This is a genomic window from uncultured Sphingomonas sp. (assembly GCF_964021865.1).
In the GTDB taxonomy this organism is placed as follows: domain Bacteria; phylum Pseudomonadota; class Alphaproteobacteria; order Sphingomonadales; family Sphingomonadaceae; genus Sphingomonas.
Genome location: NZ_CAXIAM010000028.1, coordinates 23,252 through 40,336, shown reverse-complemented (window position 1 = coordinate 40,336; position 17,085 = coordinate 23,252). Strand labels below are relative to the sequence as shown.

The 17,085-nt window shown below is 67.6% G+C and carries 17 protein-coding genes; 6 read left to right on the top strand and 11 right to left on the bottom strand.

The window, feature by feature from the left end:
- The 4 genes from AADI75_RS09305 to AADI75_RS09290 all read right to left on the bottom strand — a co-directional run.
- The coding region (locus AADI75_RS09305; protein WP_341208756.1) for a M3 family metallopeptidase at window positions 1-1,390 on the bottom strand (1,390 nt) is incomplete at its 3' end.
- A gap of 85 nt (window positions 1,391-1,475) precedes the next feature.
- Window positions 1,476-1,661: a DUF1328 family protein gene (locus AADI75_RS09300; protein WP_028967258.1), complete on the bottom strand. Its 186-nt coding sequence runs from the start codon at window positions 1,659-1,661 to the stop codon at window positions 1,476-1,478.
- A gap of 30 nt (window positions 1,662-1,691) precedes the next feature.
- Entirely contained in the window at window positions 1,692-2,189 is a 498-nt protein-coding gene (locus tag AADI75_RS09295; RefSeq protein WP_341208755.1) for a DNA starvation/stationary phase protection protein, read from the bottom strand.
- 76 nt (window positions 2,190-2,265) lie between these two features.
- On the bottom strand, window positions 2,266-2,541 hold the full coding sequence (locus tag AADI75_RS09290; protein WP_341208754.1) for a hypothetical protein: 276 nt from the start codon (window positions 2,539-2,541) through the stop codon (window positions 2,266-2,268).
- A 162-nt stretch (window positions 2,542-2,703) separates the two neighbouring features.
- On the opposite strand from AADI75_RS09290, the gene rpmG reads away from it, so the two are divergent.
- Window positions 2,704-2,871, top strand: coding sequence for a 50S ribosomal protein L33 (gene rpmG / locus AADI75_RS09285; protein WP_028967260.1), 168 nt, complete (start codon window positions 2,704-2,706; stop codon window positions 2,869-2,871).
- A gap of 132 nt (window positions 2,872-3,003) precedes the next feature.
- Here rpmG and AADI75_RS09280 read toward each other — a convergent pair whose 3' ends face one another.
- The gene (locus AADI75_RS09280; protein ID WP_341208753.1) at window positions 3,004-3,366 is read right to left on the bottom strand and encodes a response regulator; all 363 of its coding nucleotides are present in this window, start codon (window positions 3,364-3,366) and stop codon (window positions 3,004-3,006) included.
- 34 nt (window positions 3,367-3,400) lie between these two features.
- On the opposite strand from AADI75_RS09280, the gene AADI75_RS09275 reads away from it, so the two are divergent.
- Genes AADI75_RS09275 through AADI75_RS09260 form a run of 4 tightly spaced genes read left to right on the top strand, consistent with a single transcriptional unit; the run spans window position 3,401 to window position 5,971 of the window.
- Complete coding sequence (locus AADI75_RS09275; RefSeq protein WP_341208752.1) at window positions 3,401-3,679, top strand: DUF3572 domain-containing protein; 279 nt, start codon at window positions 3,401-3,403, stop codon at window positions 3,677-3,679.
- Complete coding sequence (locus AADI75_RS09270; RefSeq protein ID WP_341208751.1) at window positions 3,676-4,305, top strand: HAD family hydrolase; 630 nt, start codon at window positions 3,676-3,678, stop codon at window positions 4,303-4,305. Before AADI75_RS09275 ends, AADI75_RS09270 begins: the two co-directional genes overlap by 4 nt.
- Window positions 4,306-4,338: 33 nt before the next feature.
- The gene (locus AADI75_RS09265; protein ID WP_341208750.1) at window positions 4,339-4,809 is read left to right on the top strand and encodes a RidA family protein; all 471 of its coding nucleotides are present in this window, start codon (window positions 4,339-4,341) and stop codon (window positions 4,807-4,809) included.
- Window positions 4,810-4,840: 31 nt separating this feature from the next.
- Window positions 4,841-5,971, top strand: coding sequence for a GNAT family N-acetyltransferase (locus AADI75_RS09260; RefSeq protein ID WP_341208749.1), 1,131 nt, complete (start codon window positions 4,841-4,843; stop codon window positions 5,969-5,971).
- Between the two features lie 63 nt (window positions 5,972-6,034).
- On the opposite strand, the gene AADI75_RS09255 is transcribed toward AADI75_RS09260, so the two are convergent.
- The 3 genes from AADI75_RS09255 to AADI75_RS09245 are packed head-to-tail and all read right to left on the bottom strand — an operon-like array spanning window position 6,035 to window position 11,042.
- Window positions 6,035-7,738: a hypothetical protein gene (locus AADI75_RS09255; RefSeq protein WP_341208748.1), complete on the bottom strand. Its 1,704-nt coding sequence runs from the start codon at window positions 7,736-7,738 to the stop codon at window positions 6,035-6,037.
- Between the two features lie 9 nt (window positions 7,739-7,747).
- On the bottom strand, window positions 7,748-9,484 hold the full coding sequence (locus tag AADI75_RS09250) for a hypothetical protein (RefSeq protein WP_341208747.1): 1,737 nt from the start codon (window positions 9,482-9,484) through the stop codon (window positions 7,748-7,750).
- Window positions 9,485-9,515: 31 nt separating this feature from the next.
- Window positions 9,516-11,042, bottom strand: coding sequence for an NAD(P)/FAD-dependent oxidoreductase (locus AADI75_RS09245; protein ID WP_341208746.1), 1,527 nt, complete (start codon window positions 11,040-11,042; stop codon window positions 9,516-9,518).
- 132 nt (window positions 11,043-11,174) lie between these two features.
- Between AADI75_RS09245 and AADI75_RS09240 the strand changes: the two genes are divergently transcribed.
- Window positions 11,175-13,553 (top strand): hypothetical protein, encoded by a 2,379-nt coding sequence (locus AADI75_RS09240; protein ID WP_341208745.1) that lies wholly within the window; start codon window positions 11,175-11,177, stop codon window positions 13,551-13,553.
- 28 nt (window positions 13,554-13,581) lie between these two features.
- On the opposite strand, the gene AADI75_RS09235 is transcribed toward AADI75_RS09240, so the two are convergent.
- The 3 genes from AADI75_RS09235 to AADI75_RS09225 all read right to left on the bottom strand — a co-directional run bounded on the left by AADI75_RS09235 (window position 13,582) and on the right by AADI75_RS09225 (window position 17,069).
- Complete coding sequence (locus tag AADI75_RS09235; RefSeq protein ID WP_341208744.1) at window positions 13,582-15,081, bottom strand: porin; 1,500 nt, start codon at window positions 15,079-15,081, stop codon at window positions 13,582-13,584.
- A gap of 334 nt (window positions 15,082-15,415) precedes the next feature.
- Complete coding sequence (locus AADI75_RS09230; protein ID WP_341208743.1) at window positions 15,416-15,634, bottom strand: hypothetical protein; 219 nt, start codon at window positions 15,632-15,634, stop codon at window positions 15,416-15,418.
- 217 nt (window positions 15,635-15,851) lie between these two features.
- On the bottom strand, window positions 15,852-17,069 hold the full coding sequence (locus AADI75_RS09225; protein ID WP_341208742.1) for an argininosuccinate synthase: 1,218 nt from the start codon (window positions 17,067-17,069) through the stop codon (window positions 15,852-15,854).
- Window positions 17,070-17,085: the final 16 nt, after the last annotated feature.

Here is a 17,085-nt window from a genome sequence, read left to right as displayed (position 1 = left end):
ACTGGTTGACGAAGTTCGACATCCACGCGCCGCCGTTCTTGTTGTCGCGCTTCCAGTAATCGAAATACATCAGGCCGATCGGCGTGCCGTTCTCCTCCGACACCTCATAGACCATCACGTCCGGCTGGTAGACGGGGATGTCGGTACGGCGCTTGAAGGTGATGCCATACAGCTGGTTGGCGGCATAGAATACGCCGTCGTTCAGCACCTTGTTGATCTCGAAATACGGCTTCAGCTCGTCCTGATTCAGGTCGTACTTCGCCTTGCGCAGCTTTTCCGAATAAAGATCCCAATCCCACGGCTTCAGCTGGAAATCGCCGCCCTCGGCCTTGATCTGCTGCTGCAACTCGGCGGCCTCGCGGCGTTGCTCGGCGCCGACCGGCTTGCCGAGCTGCTGCATGAAGCCGAGCGCGGTGGTCGGGTTCTTCGCCATCTGATCCGACAGCACGTAATCGGCCCAGGTCGCGAAGCCGAGCAGCTTGGCCTTTTGCGCGCGCAGCTCGGCAAGCTGGCTGATCGTCGCGCGCGTGTCGTTGGCGTCGCCCTTCTCGGCGCGGGTCCAGCTCGCGTTGAACAGCGCCTCGCGTGTCGCGCGATCGGTGAGCGACGCCAGCGCCGGCTGCTCGGTGGTGTTCTGGAGCTTCAGGACGTACTTGCCCGCCAGCCCACGCTCCTTGGCGGCATCGGCGGCGGCGGCGATCTCCGCATCCGACAGCCCGGCCAGCTTGGCGCGATCGTCGACGACCAGCGCGCCGGCCTTGGCGGCGGCGAGCAGCTTCTGCTGGAACGCGGTTTCCAGCGTCGAGAGCTGCGCGTTGAGCGCGCTCAGCTTCGTCTTGTCGGCGGGCGACAGCTTCGCGCCGGCCCGGACCATATTCTCATAGGTCAGCGTCAGCACCTGCAACTGCTCGGGCGTCAGCTTCAGCGTCTGGCGCGCATCGTACAGCGTGCGGACGCGCGCGAAGAGCTGCGGGTTGAGCTGGATCGCATCCTGATGCGCCGCGAACTTGGGGGCGAGCACTTCCTGCGTTTTCTGGAGCACGTCATTGGTGTTCGCGCCGTTGACGCCGTAGAAGGCGAGTGCGGCACGCTCCAGCAGTCGGCCCGACCGCTCCAGCGCGGCGATCGTATTGTCGAACGTCGGCATCGAGCGGACGCGGACGATGTTGTTCACCTCCGCCAGCTGCTCGGCCATCCCGGCCTCGAGCGCGGGCCGATAATCCGTATCCTTGATCCGGTCGAACGGCGGCGCCTCGAACGGCAGCGTGCTGGGCTTCGCAAAGGGATTGGTGCCGGGCAGCGGCGCGGTGGTTTGCGCGGCGGCGGCGATCGGCACGGCGGCAGCGGTCGTCATCGCGGTCAACAGGACGGCAGCGAAGGGCAAGCGCATCGGAACTCCTCGGGAACGTAACCTGCGCGCGGTGATGCACCCGCGCGCAGGTTGGGGCAAGATGGCTGCCCTGTTTCCCGCGTTATCAGTCGATCGCGTCCTTCACCTTCTTGCCCGCGACCAGCCCGAGCACGAGGAAGATCAGGAACAGTGCCAGCGCAATGAAGAACAGGATCTTGGCGATCCCGACGAACGCACCGCCGATCCCGCCGAAGCCGAGCGCCCCGAGCACCAGCCCGGCGATGAGAAAGATGACGGCGAGTTTCAGCATGGCGGCGCTCCGTGACGATGGCGGGGAGGATCAACCCTTGCGGCTGGCCTCGAACAGGAACCAGGCGCGTTCCTCGGCCTGGTCGGTCCACTCGTCGACGATCCCGCTGGTGGCATTGTCGCCGGCGTCTTCCGATGCCTGCTTCACGTCACGGAATCGCTCGACCAGCGTTAGATTATCGTCGCGCAGCTCGGCGAGCATCTCGTCCGCTGGGACGAAATCGCGATCATTGTCCCTGATCGACTGGCGGCGCGAGATGTCGCCGATCGAGCGCAGCGTGGTGTTGCCGGTCTTGCGCACGCGCTCGGCAATCGCATCGGTGACGCCCAGAATCTGCGTAGCCTGATCGTCGAGCAGCAGGTGATAATCGCGGAAGTGCGGCCCGCTGACGTGCCAGTGGAAGTTCTTGGTCTTCAGATACAACGCATAGCTGTCCGCCAGCGCCGCATTGAGCGCTTCGGCGACGGTGCGCGTGTCGTTGCGCGCCAGATCGGTCGGCGTTTCGAGGGCGGGATTGGTATCGGTCACGCGTCGCTCCGTACAAAGCAGGTGTCGGAGGCGAAACGATCAACGGTGGGTTTGGCTCCCGGCCATCCGCCCACGCTCAGGCGGCGCGGCGCGGCGCCTCCGCCCGATCGGTGACGACCGCCTGCCCCAGCAATTGCAGCAGGCGATGCACCGGAACGCCGCGCTCGCCACGCGCCAGCGCGAGCCGAAGCTGATTCGCGGCGTCGACCGCGGCGGGCAGATGATGGTGGCGCGCCAATTCGTGGATGCGTTCGATATCGGGCGTGAGTTGCGTCGGCCCGGCGCGCCATTCGATCGCGGCGATTCGGCGGGTCAGTTCGGCACGGGCGGTGATGATATCGTCGTTGTTCATGACGGCTATCTCCTCTTGTCTCCCTTGTAGCCGGAAGCGCGTTACCGGGTGCTTAACCGCGCCCACGCTTGACTCCGCGCGCCACATAGGCCAAGCGCCCCAGCCTGACGCGGCGGAGGAGCCTTCGCCGCATTTTTCGTTTTCATTCGCTAGGAACTGGTCATGGCAAAGCCGACCACCGTCAAGATCAAGCTCGTCAGCACGGCCGACACCGGCTTCTTCTATGTCACCAAGAAGAACCCGCGCACCAAGACCGAGAAGCTGAGCTTCAACAAGTACGATCCCGTCGTGCGCAAGCACGTCGAGTTCAAGGAAGCCAAGATCAAGTGATCGAACGAGTCGCGTAGCGACCGTTCGACCATCCCGGCGACGGCCGGGATCCGGAACAGCACGCGATCCGTCCCTTGCCTGCTTCCAAAAAGCCGCCTGCGCCCTGCGTCGGCGGCTTTTCCGCGTCGCGCGTCAGGTCAGCTCGGTCACCGCGGCCATGAACCGCGCCAGCGTGATCGGCTTGGACACATAGGCGTCGGCGCCGGCGGCACGCAGCCGCTCCTCGTCCTCGCGCCCGGCATAGGCGGTGACGGCCATCACCGGAATGTGCTGCAACGCCGCGTCGGCTTTCAACTGCAGCAGCAGCTCGTAGCCGGTAACGTGCGGCATCTGGATGTCCATGACGACCAGATCGGGTGCGAAGGCGCGCGCGCGCGCCACCGCCTCGCGTCCGTCACGCACCGGCTCCACGACGAAGCCGTGCGCCCGCAACAGGTCGCTGAACAGCTTCAGATTGAGTGCGTTGTCCTCGACAACGAGCACCCTTTTTGCCACGCGACGAGCACTCCCAACAGGGCGACGATAGATAATGGCGCGCAATGACACAAATACAGATGATGCCGTGGCACGCGCGCTTGATGCCTTGACCTTTGTCCTTAACGATCCGTTACGCGCCGGCCGGTTTCTCGACACGACGGGGCTTACACCCGATAACCTGCGGGGAAGTCTTACAGATCCATCGACGCTCGCCGCCACGCTTACGTTTCTGGAAGCCTATGAGCCCGATCTGATCGCCTGCGCCGAAGCGACCGGGCACAGCCCCGACTCGCTGGTCGCGGCGCGGCACGCGCTGGAGCAGGCGCGATGACCCGGCCGCTGCTGATCTCCGATTGCGACGAGGTGCTGCTGCACATGGTCCGCCATTTCGCCGACTGGCTGAGCGATGTGCACGAGGTCGATTTCACGATCGGCACCTGGGAACTCGCCAAGAGCATGAGGCGGCGCGGCAGCGACGAACCGATGACGCGTGAGGAGATGTTCGGCTATCTCGGCGGCTTCTTCCCCGATGAAATGCACCGCCAGACGCTGGTGCCCGGCGCCGCCGAGGCTTTGGCGATGCTTGCCGAACGCGCCGACATCGTGATCCTCACCAATCTAGAGGATCATTGCCGCACGCACCGCATCAACCAGCTCGCCGGGCACGGGATCGCGCACCGCGTCGAGTGCAATCAGGGCGGCAAGGGCGCGCCGGTCGCGCGGCTGGTCGCGGAATATGCCGCGCCGGTCACGGTGTTCGTCGACGACCTGCCCCACCATCACGAATCGGTGGCGGAACACGCACCGGGCGTGTGGCGGCTGCACATGGTGTCGGAACCGCAGCTTGCCCCCGGCGTCCCGCCCTCCCCGCACGCGCATGCGCGGATCGACGATTGGGCGCTGGCGCAGGCGTGGATCGCGGCGCGCTTCGACGAGGGCAAGCCGGCGGAGGCTTGACCGCGGCGGGGCGCAGGCGGCAAGCAGCGCGGCATGACCGACCGCATCGATCGCGCTCTCGAAGAGCTTGGCCTCACGCTGCCGCAGGCGGCCGCCCCCGTCGCCGCCTATGTCCCCGTCGTCGAGGCGGGCGGGCTGCTCCACATCTCGGGCCAGTTGCCGTTCAGGGACGGCGCGGTCGTGACCGGGCGGCTCGGCGACGACGTCTCGCTGGAGGACGGGCAGGATGCGGCGCAGCGCTGCGCGCTGATGCTGGTCGCACAGATCAAGGCGCATTGCGGGCATCTCGGCCGCGTGACCCGCATCGTGAAGCTGGGCGTGTTCGTGAACTCGACCGCCGACTTCACCGACCAGCCCAAGGTCGCGAACGGCGCGTCGGAGCTGATGGTCAAGCTGTTCGGCGATGCAGGCAAGCACGCACGCTCGGCGGTGGGCGTCGCGGTGCTGCCGCTCGGCGCGGCCGTCGAGATCGACGCGATCGTGGAAGTCGCTCCGGCCCTTTGATCGGGCGGGGCGCGACCCTATCTCGCGCGCGATGACTTCGCTTACCGCGCGCCTGGTGCCCGGCGTATCCGCCATCTCCGCCGCGCAATGGGACGCCTGCGCCGGCACCGCCAACCCATTCGTCGGCCACGCCTTCCTCGCGGCGCTCGAGGAATCGGGCAGCGTCGGCGGGCGGAGCGGCTGGCAACCGGTGCCGATCGTCGTCGACGGTGCCGATGGCGCGCCGCTCGCGATCGCGCCCGCCTATGCCAAGGGGCATAGCCAGGGCGAATATGTCTTCGACCACGGCTGGGCCGACGCGTGGGAGCGCGCCGGTGGCCGCTACTACCCCAAGTTGCAGATCGCGGCGCCCTTCACCCCGGTTCCCGGCCCGCGACTGCTGCTGCGCGATCCGGATTCGGCGGCGGCGCTGATCGGCGCGATCGAGGCGGTGGTGGCGCAGCACGAGCTGTCCTCGGCCCATGCGACCTTCGTCGCGCCCGAACAGGTACCGCTGTTCGCGGCGGCGGGCTGGCTGGTCCGCGAAGGGACGCAATTCCACTGGCAGAACGACGGATACGCCACGTTCGACGACTTCCTCGCCGCGCTCGCCAGTCGCAAGCGCAAGGCGATCCGCAAGGAACGCGCCGCGGCGGTCGAGGGGCTGACGATTCGCCACCTGACCGGCGTGGCGATTGGCGAGCGGGAATGGGACGCCTTCTGGCGCTTCTATCAGGACACCGGCAGCCGCAAATGGGGACGGCCGTATCTGACCCGCAGCTTCTTCCCGCTGCTGGGCAAGGCCCTGGGCGAGCGCGTGCTGCTGATCCTCGCCGAGCGTGACGGGGTGCCGATCGCTGGGGCGCTCAACCTGATCGGCGACGATGCGCTCTACGGTCGGTACTGGGGTGCGACCGAGGAAGTGCCGTTTCTGCATTTCGAGCTGTGCTATTATCAGGCGATCGACGCCGCGATCGAACGCGGACTGTCACGCGTCGAGGCGGGGGCGCAGGGCGAGCACAAGCTGGCGCGTGGCTATGCGCCCATATCGACCTGGTCGGCGCATTACATCCCCGACCCGAATTTCCGCCGCGCGGTCGCGGACTTCCTCGAACAGGAGCGTGTCGCGGTCGAGGGCGAGCAGGCGTTTCTGGGTGAGCTGACGCCGTTCAGGCGGGGGTAGCGAAGCAATCCAGAGCCGGACCAGGCAGCCCTGGATTGCTTCGCTACGCTCGCAATGACGGACTTACCGTGCCTGCTCGACCCGCAACCGCTCTAGCCGCTCTTCCTCGCGCTCGCGGCGCTCCCGCAGCGCCTCCAGCCGCTCGCGCCGCCGCTTGATCCGCTCGATCAGCCAGCGCGGCACGCCCAGTTCCTCGTCACTCGCCTCGGGCACCACCGCGTCATGGTCGATGCGGAACAGCACCGAATTGCTGGTCGGTGAGCGCCAGATCGGGATCAGCCCGACGGTGAAGCGCGGATTGTAGACCGGCGGGCGGATCAGCCAGACGTAATCGAACGCCTCGCGCGGGAAGCGGGCGAGCGCGTAATTGGCCGGTCGCCACCATTCCGCCGGGCATTTGACCGAGGTGACGATCTGCGTCGGATCGTGCGCATAAGGACCGGCGGCGGTGTAGCGCGAGGTCAGCAGCTGCGCGCCGGCCATCGACCATTGATCGTCGGTATAGGCCAGCCGCCGCACCAATGCGAGCGCGGGCAGATGCTCCAGCCGCGACATCCGCCACGCATTGTGGCAATTGTGCCCGACAAAGCTGATCAGCCGCGCACCGACCGGGACATGCGGCAACGCCGCCAGCTCCTCGTCGTAATCGCGGTCGAATTCGAGATAGCTGATCGTCGTCCCCGCCAGCCGCACGACGAAGAAGGCAAGCCCCAGCGCCGCCAGCACCGCCGCATGGCGGAAGGTGGTGCCCGGCTTCGGCCGGATCGCGATCACCGCCACCGCGATCATGTACGGCGCCATACGCATGTCGGCATAGGCCGACCCGAACACGATGCGCGGCAGCACGATATAGACTGCGAGCATGAACAGCGCCGACAGCCCCAGGTGCCGCGAATAGCCGATCCGCGGATCGCGCAGCGCCTTGAACAGCACGAGGTAGATCACCGCCATGCTGCCGATATCGAACCACAGCCAGCGGTCGCGCAGTGCCATCACGATCCACGCGATCTTGGTGCGCCAATAGAAGAAGTCGGCGGTCTGCCCCGTGACGTCCGCGCCCGATCGCCACGCGATCATCAGCAGCATCGGCAGCGCGAGCGGCGCACAGCCGAGCCCGGCGCGGATCAGGCTTTCAAGCCAATGGCCGCTCCCGGCGTCCTTGCGCCGATCATGCTGGCGGATCAGCTCGCTGGAGAAGGCCAGCACGCCCAGCACGCCCCAGCCAAAGGTGTGCACCACCCACAGGATGCACGACAGCGGCACGAACACCGCGACGCGCAGCCAAATCCGCCCGAGCCGCGCCATCCGCAGCCACAAGGCGAACAGGCACAGCGCCAGCCCCATCGATAGCGCAAAGTTCACGAATCCGAACTGGACCGGATAGCCATAAGCGAGCGGCAGCGCGAACAGCGCGGTCGCGGGGATGCGCCCGTGCACCTCGCGCGCGATCCACAACAGCCCGGCCACCGTCAGCATCGGGATGGCGATGACGATCAGCTTGACCGCCGCCTCCAGCCCGACCAGCGGCGCCAGCGGCTCGATCAGCAGATCGACGCCGAGGTTGCCGATCAGCGCCCATTTGAACGAATACCAGTCCGCCAGCCACGGATGCGCGCCGCGATCGAGCTGGACGCGGTAGCGTCCCATGTGCCCGGGCAGATCGACGATCGGCGGAATGTCGGGCCATAACAGCGGGATCGCCGCCGCCAGCACCGCCGCGATCACGAACCATCGCGTCTGCCACCAGTGAAGCCGGTCGTCGTGCATCGCCGGGCGTTAGCGGGCGGAGCCGCCTTCCCGCAAGGGGTGGATGACGCGCCAGACCAACGCGGGGCCGCGCACCGGCAGCGGACGCAGCCAGTCGAAGCGCTCGCCGCGTTCGAGCCGCGCCCACATCCCGTCTGGCGCGCGATCGCGATAGGCGATCATCTCCTGCATTCCGGGACAGACCGCGAGATAGTCGGCGTGAGTCGCGAGGATCGACGCCCGCGCCTGGGCGGGCGGGGCGAGGAAGCCGGTGATGACGCGCGCCATCGCCGCGGCGTTGCGATGATAGCCCCCCGCGATCGCGCGATGCGGGGTGTCGAGCAACAATGCCGGGGTAAGGTCGATCGGCGCGAACACGATCCCGGGCGGCAGCTCGCCGAGCACGCGCATGTCGCGGGTGCTGGCGCACGACGGGCGATGGCTGAGCTGCGTCTTCGGCGCTGCCCCGCGCGGCAGGGCATGGAGCGCGGCCGCAGCGAGCGTGCCGGGGGCTGCCAGCGCCAGCGTGGCGAGCGTCGCCGCCACCCGCGGCACGGGCCCCGCGAGGCTCCGCGCCCGCGCCAGCAACCGCGCGAGCCACACCGCCGCGGCGGGCGCGGCGAGCGCATTGGCGGTGGCGCCCGCGCGGCTGACCGCGACCGCGATCAGCGTGGCGGCGAGCAGCAACAGCGCGAACATCGCCCAATGCCGACGCGCATCGCCCGCGGCGCTCCGCCACCCGAGCGCCGCGCCGATCAGCCCGGCCAACGGCAAGGCCAGCGTCGCCGCCGCCCACACCGGCTCCTGCTCCCAGAGCGGCCGCCCTTCGAGCACCGACAGATACCAGACCTGATAGACGAGCGGCGGCAAGGTCGCGAACGGCCCGGCAAGGCAGCCCGGTGCGAGCATCAGCAACGTACTCCCCGCCCCCGCGGCGGCACCGCCGAGCGCAACGAGGCGCGCGATGACACCGAACCGCGCGACTGCGACCGCGATCACGACGCCGACGGCTGCGACGCCCAACACAGCCAGCCACGCCGGGGCGAGCGCATCACAAACAGGAAGCCAGAATCCCGGCCCGCGCGTCGCCGCCTGAAGAATTGTCGCGCCGCCGGCGAGCGCCAGCATCACCGTGCGCAGCATTGCGCCACGCTGCGGCTCGACGACCCACGCCAGCGCCGCAGCGCCGCAGATCGCCACCGCAATCGGCAATCCCTCCAGCGAAATCGTCAGCAGCGTGGCGAGTGCCGCGCCGGCCAACAGTCCGCTCCGCACACCCGGTCGCGCAATCAGCGCGCGAGCTGCCACCAGCGCGAAGACGATCTGCCAGCCATGATGATCGATCCGCAACGGCGATAGCTGGAAGGTGAGCGGGATCGTCAGCCCCGCCATCAGCATCGCCGGGATCACCAGCGCATCGCCACCCAGCCGTCGTGCGAGCGACGCGATCAGCGCCAGCGCGGCGAGCAGGGTCAGCAAGGGCACCGCGACGACCGCGACCTGCTCGGCCAGCGCCGCTCCCAGCAGCGGGCGCAGCGCCACGATCGTTGCGGCCAGCGGCACGTCGACCAGCCGCGACCAGTGCATCGGGAAGTCGCCACCGTTCAGGCGATGCTGCGCGACATCGAACCAGCCCTGCCCCGCCAGCCAGTCGCGCACTTCGAGCAACCGCATCGAATCGTCGGCGTCGGGCAGCGCGCGCGCCATGATCGCGCTCCACCCGGCGATCAGCAGCACCAGCGACGCCAGCGCCCAGCCGCCGAGCACGACCGCGGCATGACGACGATCGGAGGACAGGTTACGCCGCCTTCAGCGCGGTCGGCACCTGCCGCAGGCTGGCGAGCGCCGCAGCCTCACCCGCCCGATCGCCCTCGTTGCCGCTCTCGTGATATTCCGCGTCTTCGTTGACCGCCCACACGTCGTACACGCGCGCGCCGGCCTGGATGTTGCGCACCGTCAGCATCGCGGTCATCATCGCATGATCCTGATTGTTGTAGCGATGCATGCCGTTGCGCCCGACGCAGTGCAGCGTCGCATACCGTCCCTCGATCTCGCGGCGAAGCATGTCGACGTTCTGCGCATAATCCTCGTCATAGACGGGATAGGCCTTTTCCTGCCGCACCACGACGCCGCCGGTCACCTGGCGCGGATCGCACAGGCCGAGCGTGGCCATCTCGGCGGTCGCCAGTGCGATCAGTTGCTGGTCGCTCGACGTCCACAGCCCGTCGCCCTCGAAGCAGAAATATTCAAGCCCCACGCAAGCGATCGCGGGATCGGGCACCATCTCGGGCGACCACGAGCGGAAGTTCTGGATGCGGCCGACCTTTACCTTCGGATCGTGGATGTAGATCCAGTTGTCGGGGAACAGCTCGGGCGAACGGATCATCAGCGCGACGGTCAGGAAGTCGCGATATTTCAGGTTCGACGCCTCGGGCAGCGACGCCGGCAGCGGATGGATGCGGCTCGCCAGCTCGCGCATCGGCGCCGAGGAAATGACATGCGCGGCGTTGAGCGCGACCAGACCTTCGGCACCGTTGGCGGTGACCGTCCATCGCCCGGTCGCCTCGCTCAGCCGCAGCTGGTGGAGTGCATGGCCCATCAGCACCTGCCCGCCACGCTCGACGATCCGGTCGCGCGCGGCATCCCACATCATTCCCGGCCCGAGCCGCGGATAGCGAAAATTCTCCAGCAGCGTCTTGGCCTGCCCGACGCCGTCGTTGGGCCGACGATTGAGCCCCAGCGAGCGCTTCGTCCCGTCGACCACCGCGCCCCACAGCGACAGCCCCTTGATCCGCTGCGCCGCCCAATCCGCGCTCATCCGGTCGCACGGCATCCCCCACACCTTCTCGGTATAGGTCTTGAAGAAGATCGAATAGAGCTTTCGCCCGAAGGCGTTGACGGTCCAGTCCTCGAAGCTCTTCACGGCGCGCTTCGGGAACAGTTTCGCCTTGGCGAAGCTCGCCATGCACAAGGCCGAGCGGACGAGCCCGAGATTGCCGAGCGCCTCGAACGCGCGCAGCGGGTAGCTGTAGAACTTGCCCTCGTAATAGATGCGGCTCATGCGCGGGCGCTCGATGAAATCATCCGGCAGCAGCTCGTTCCAGAGATCAACGACCTCCTTCGAGCGCGAGAAGAAGCGGTGCCCGCCGATGTCGAAGCGGAAACCCTGATGCTCGACGGTGCGGCTGATGCCGCCGACGTACATGGCATCCTTTTCGAGGATCGCGACCGAATAGCCGGCCTTGGTCAACAGATACCCCGCGGTCAGCCCGGCAGGGCCCGCGCCGATGATCGCTACGTCGACCGTAGTGCCTGCCTTCGCCATCCCGCCCGTTCCGCTTTTAGTGGATGAGAACGCAATGAAGGAAACTGGTTGAAGCGGAGTTAACGCGCCGATGGTGGCACTGCCCGACGCTCCTGTTCTATAGCCCGCCGGATGCGCGTCCTCCTTTCCCCCATGCTGGCCCTGGCGGCCGCGATCTCGCTGACGCTGCCCGCCCCGGCGACGGCGCAGAGCACCACCTTCGATCTGGCCGGTCCCGCGCTGACGATGCGGGTGACGCGCGGCGACGTGACGCTGCCTGCCGGACAGGTCCCCGGCATCCGCACCGGCGACAAGCTGGAGGTGCGCGCCGACCTGCCCGCCGATCAGTCGGCGCGCTACGTGCTGGTCGTCGCCTTCCTGCGCGGCGCAACCAACCCACCGCCCAAGGACTGGTTCTTCAAGGCCGAAACCTGGGACAAGAACCCCAAGAAATCCGGCCTGACGATCACCGTACCGGAGGGCGCGCAGCAGGCGATCGCGTTCATGGCGCCCGAAACCGGCGGCGGCTACAATGCCCTGGTCAAGGCGGTACGCGGACGGCCGGGGGTGTTCGTCCGCGCCGCGCAGGACCTGTTTCAGGCCTCGCTCGATCGCGCGCGGCTGGAGACGTTCGTCAATGGCGTCGCGCGCGTCGAGGAGAATGCGCCCGAGCGGCTGGTGCCGGTGTCGACCGCGCTCGCCGGCACGCTGGCCATCAAGCTCAACGCCGATTGCCTGTCACGCGCGCGCTCGTTGCAGGCGTCGTGCCTGACGCAGAACCGGGACGGCATGGTGCTCCAGACCGGCGGCGGGACGACGCTGGCCGAGGTGCTGGGCGGCACGACCACGCAATTCGCCTACAGCCTTGCCGCCACCAAGGAAGGCGGCGCGGGAATCTACAGCCCCTATATCTCGCTGGCGCGCGATTTCGCGCGGCTGTTCGGCGTTTTCCGAAGCGCCAGCTACCAATATGCCCCCGCGCTGGCGGTCGGATCGGGCGAGCGGCTGCGGTTGCAGCTCAACAGTCCGCCGTCGTTCCAGAATCCACAGACCGTGCTGGTCGCGCCGCTGCCCCCGATCGGCAGCAGTGCGCCGCCACCGCTGCGCGCCGCCGCCAAGGATGCGGTGTGCCTCGCGCAGCCGGGGCTGGTGCTGCGGCTCGACGATGCGCCGCTGCTGTTCGCGACCGATTTCGCGCGCGACCTGCGGCTGAAGCTGGGGTTGCAGGACGGGCGCAGCGTCGAATTGCCGGTGACCGCGGATGCCGAGCGGGGCGGGCTGGTCGTCGCCGATGCGCAGAAGGTCGGCCAGACCGGGATCAGCGAGGCGGCGCTGGTCGGTCGCTGGGGCTTCGACGCCTTCACCGGCCCGCGTTTCGCGGTGCAGAACGGCATGCCGACCGCGTGGCAGCCCAAGCCCGACGACGCGGTGGTGGTCGGCCGCGACGCGCCGCTGACGCTACAGGGTGGCGCGTCGTCGTGCGTCGAACAGGTCGCGCTGCGCGATCGCGGCGGCGCGACCCGGCCGGTCGAGTGGAAGGCGAGCGCACCCGACGAGATCACCGCAACGCTGCCGCTCGCGCGCACTCGCCCGGGCGAACTGACGCTGCTGGTCGCGCAATATGGCGGCGTACAGCCCGCGCAGCTGACCCTCAAAGGACAGACCGAGGCGAGCCGGCTGGAGGGTTTCACGCTCTACACCGGCGACCGGGAAGGCCGGCTGGTCGGCGCACGGCTCGATCAAGTGGCCAAGCTGGAGGTCGCGGGCGTGACGTTCGTCGCGGGCGCGCTGACCCGCGATCCGGGCGGCGGCGACCGGCTGGCGCTGTCCACCGACGCGAATACCGAGACGCTGGCGCAGGGCGCGAGCGACGCGAAGGTGACGCTCAAGGACGGGCGCACCACGACGGTGCGCGCGACGATCACCCCGCCGCGCCCACGGCTGGAGCTGGTCGGTGCCCATGTCGACGCCCCCGCCGCTGCGACGAAGGTGCCGCTGACGCTCCCCGCCGGGCTGCTCGCGCCCGACGCGACGCTGACCTTCTCGGTGCGCGCGGTCGGCACGCGGCTGACCAACGACGACGCGATCGAGGTCGCGACCGCCGACGATGACGCCACGACGAAGCTGACCGTCACCTCGGGCAAGCTGCAATCGCTGGGCGGCGACGTCGCGGTCGGCGCCTTCGTGCCGCGGCAGGCGCTGGGCGCGGCGGCGGTCGGCGCGCTCAAGATGCGGCTGGTACAGGGCGAGACGCTCGGCGAATGGCAGCCGCTGGCACGCGTCGTCCGCCTGCCCGCGCTGACGAAGGTCGCGTGCACCGACAAGGCCTGCGCGATCGAGGGCGACGACCTGTTCCTGATCGCCGGCGTCGCCACGACACCGGACGGCGCCAATGCGCAGCCGGTGCCGGTCGGCTTCGTCGGCACGGCGCTGTCGGTGCCACGCCCCGCCGGCGACGCGCTGTATCTGAAGCTGCACGACGCGCCTGACGACCTAGTGAAGGTCGCGGTCGCGGCGGGGCGGAAGGAGTAGCGACCGCCACTCCTTCCGCGATCCGCGATCAGAACGTGACGCCGATCCCGCCGCTGACGGTTTCACCGCTGTCCTTGCCGGTGAACGCGCCGGCGCGGTTCTCGGTGTTCCAGTGGATCAGGTTGAATTGCATGCGGATGATGCTGTCGAGATACCAGTTCACCCCGGCGGTCACTGCCGAGCCCTTGCCTGCGGTCGGCACGCCCGAATAATCGAGGTTCTCGTAGCGGGTCAGCAGCTCGATCGCACCCGGCCCACCGTCGAAGACGGGGCGCAGCACGCGCGGCTGCGCGAAGGTGCCGAGCCGCGGATTGTACGGCGGCAGGTCGCCGGTGACGAACCAGCCGCCCGACAGGCTCCACGCCTTGGTGACCAGATCGTCACGCCCGCCGCTCAACCGCGCATGGCGCTCGCCCGCCTCGCCCATGACCCATAGCGGGCCGAGGTAGCCGCCGACTTCCGCGCCATAGCCGGTCGTCCCGGTGCCCCCGGTCAGCGTCCCGGTCGACACGCGCAACAGGCTGTTGAAGCGCCCGCCGATCACGGTGTTGCGGGTCAGCGCCCCCGGACCATTCGCCAGCTTCTCGTCGAAGCCCCACAGCCCGAGATGGACGATCGAGCGATCGGTCTTCAGCGGGTTCCAATGCGCGCGCGCCAGCACCGTGCGGCTGTCGGACACCGACTGGCTCGCGTCGACATTGTCGCCGCTCAGCGTGATCGAGGCGTGGCCGCTCTTCCAGAAGATCCGCGGCATCAGCGCGATACCGTAGAAGCCGCGCTGCGGGATGATCGAGGTCGCGACGACGTTGCGCTCCAGGAACGGCGGCGCGTCCGACCCGCTCGATCCCTCGAAACTGCGATCGTTGAACATGTTGCCGAAGCGGACGTCGTAGGAGATTTGCCCGACGTCGTTGCGCCAGCCGACGAACATCGTGCCGACGTCCGACACGTTGTCGGCGAAGTCGTTCTCGAACTGGTAGAAGAAATGCGTGCCGATCGCGCCCTCGATGCCGATACGCAGCGCGCGCGCGCCGGTGGTCGTGATGTTGCGCGCGTCATATTTCGACCCGAACGTCGAGCTGACGTGGTTGATGATGCGGCCGCGCATCTTGAACGTGTATTTGCCGTCCGCCGAGTGGAAGATCGGCAGCCCGCCGCGCCATTCGGTGGTGACGCCCGACGGGTTCATCGCCGCGGCACGCGCCTGCGCGACGGTCTGCTCGGCGGGGCTCGCGGGGATGATCTGCGGCGCAAAAGATACCGTCTCGCTGTCGTTGCCGACCGTCGACGAGGTCGACGCGACCCGCTGCGGCGCGGTCGTCGGCGTGGCGGCGGCCGTCACCGGCGCGGCGACGGGCGCCTTGTGCTCGATCGCTTCGAGACGGGCGCGCAGCGCCGCGATCTCGCTGGCCTGGGCGCGCAGCAGCGCGAGAATCTCGGCCTGATCGCCGGCTGTGTTCTTGGCAAGCGCCGGAGTGGCAAGCAGGAGAGCAGAAACAGAGGCGCCGGCGCAGAGAAGACGTTTCATAGACCAAGCCTGTTGGGGCGAGGCACCGGCATGACATCGCGGCGTCGATCGACACGTGGCATCGATCCGGGAAGGCGATAACCAGCGCCCTGCCCGTCCTTGCAACGACCGATCCTGGCCGGCGACCCCCCAAGGCCCCACCGAATTTCGGAAGTGCTCGGTATAAGAAAGCGAGGTTAATTAGTGACTAAGCGCAAAATGCGGGCAACAATGCAGCATTGTTGGCGACGTGCGGTGGTGAGTGACGGGCGTGAGAAGCCTACTCCACATGCCGGTGTGAAGACGGGCAACGCACCGCCGCCGCCCTGTTGTTCCACTCCGCCATGTGGTGCGATCAGTCGCCCGTCGCGCGCCCCTCGTCATCCTGGAGCGTTGCCGCCACACGCCGCGCCCGCACCTCATCGATGATGGCCATGATTTCGTGGATCAAATAAATGTCTTGCATCGTCTTGGGGTCGTTCTCGTCCTCGGCTTCGAGAAAGATCGCTTTCATGCGGGCCGCGATGTCGATTGACTTAACGTAACGATCTTCGCCAATCTTATCGCGGACCATGCCAAAGCCCTCGACGAGAGCGTAGAATTCAATATCTATATTTTGCTTAGGCAAATACCCAATTTCATCTTAAAACTGGGCGCATCGCTCATCATGGGCACGGCCGCTGTTGGACGGGCCCATGATACAGATGCGGGACCCAAGCTCGTCGAGCGCCAGTAATATCTGCCGCCCGAGAACGAAGGTGCCGGCGCAACACGCCGGCACCTCCCATACCTTACCGGTCGCGCCGCCCCAGCAACCGCAGCCGCAGCGCGTTGAGCTTGATGAAGCCCGCCGCGTCGCGCTGGTCGTACGCGCCCTGATCGTCCTCGAACGTCACGACCTTTTCCGAGTACAGCGAGTTTGGCGACTTGCGACCCGTCACATGGCACGCGCCCTTGTAGAGCTTAAGCCGGACAGTCCCCGCCACCTTCTCCTGCGAATGATCGACCGCGGCCTGCAGCATCTCGCGCTCGGGCGAGAACCAGAAGCCGTTATAGACCAGCTCGGCATAACGCGGCGCGAGTTCGTCCTTCAGGTGCGCGGCACCGCGGTCGAGGGTCAATTGCTCGATCGCGCGGTGCGCCAGCGCATAGATCGTGCCGCCCGGCGTCTCGTACATGCCGCGGCTCTTCATCCCGACGAAGCGATTCTCGACCAGATCGAGCCGCCCGATGCCATGCTTGCGCCCCAGCTCGTTGAGCTTGGCGAGCAGCGCGGCGGGCGAGAGCGCCTCGCCGTTGACCGCGACGCCGTCGCCACGTTCGAAATCGATCGTGATCGTCTCCGCCTGATCGGGGGCGTCCTCCGGGCTGACGGTGCGCGAGAAGACGTATTCGGGCACCTCGTCCCAAGGGTCCTCGAGCACCTTGCCCTCCGAAGAGGTGTGGAGCAGGTTCGCGTCGGTCGAGAATGGCGCCTCGCCGCGCTTGTCCTTGCTAACCGGGATCTGGTGCGATTCGGCGAATTCGATCAGCTTGGTGCGGCTGGTCAGGTCCCATTCGCGCCACGGCGCGATCACCTTGATGTCGGGGTTGAGCGCATAATAGCCCAGCTCGAAGCGAACCTGGTCGTTGCCCTTGCCGGTCGCGCCGTGGCTGACCGCATCGGCCCCCACCATCTTCGCGATCTCGATCTGGCGCTTGGCGATCAGCGGGCGCGCGATCGACGTGCCGAGCAGGTACAGCCCCTCGTACAGCGCGTTGGCACGCATCATCGGGAACACGTAATCGCGGACGAATTCCTCGCGCAGGTCGTCGATGAAGATGTGCTCGCGCTTGATCCCCATCAGCTCGGCCTTGGCGCGCGCCGGCTCCAGTTCCTCGCCCTGGCCCAGATCGGCGGTGAAGGTCACCACCTCGCAGCCATATTCGGTCTGGAGCCATTTCAGGATCACGCTGGTGTCCAGCCCTCCCGAGTAAGCAAGTACGACGCGCTTGATCTGATCGGTCATGGGCAAGGCTCCTTTT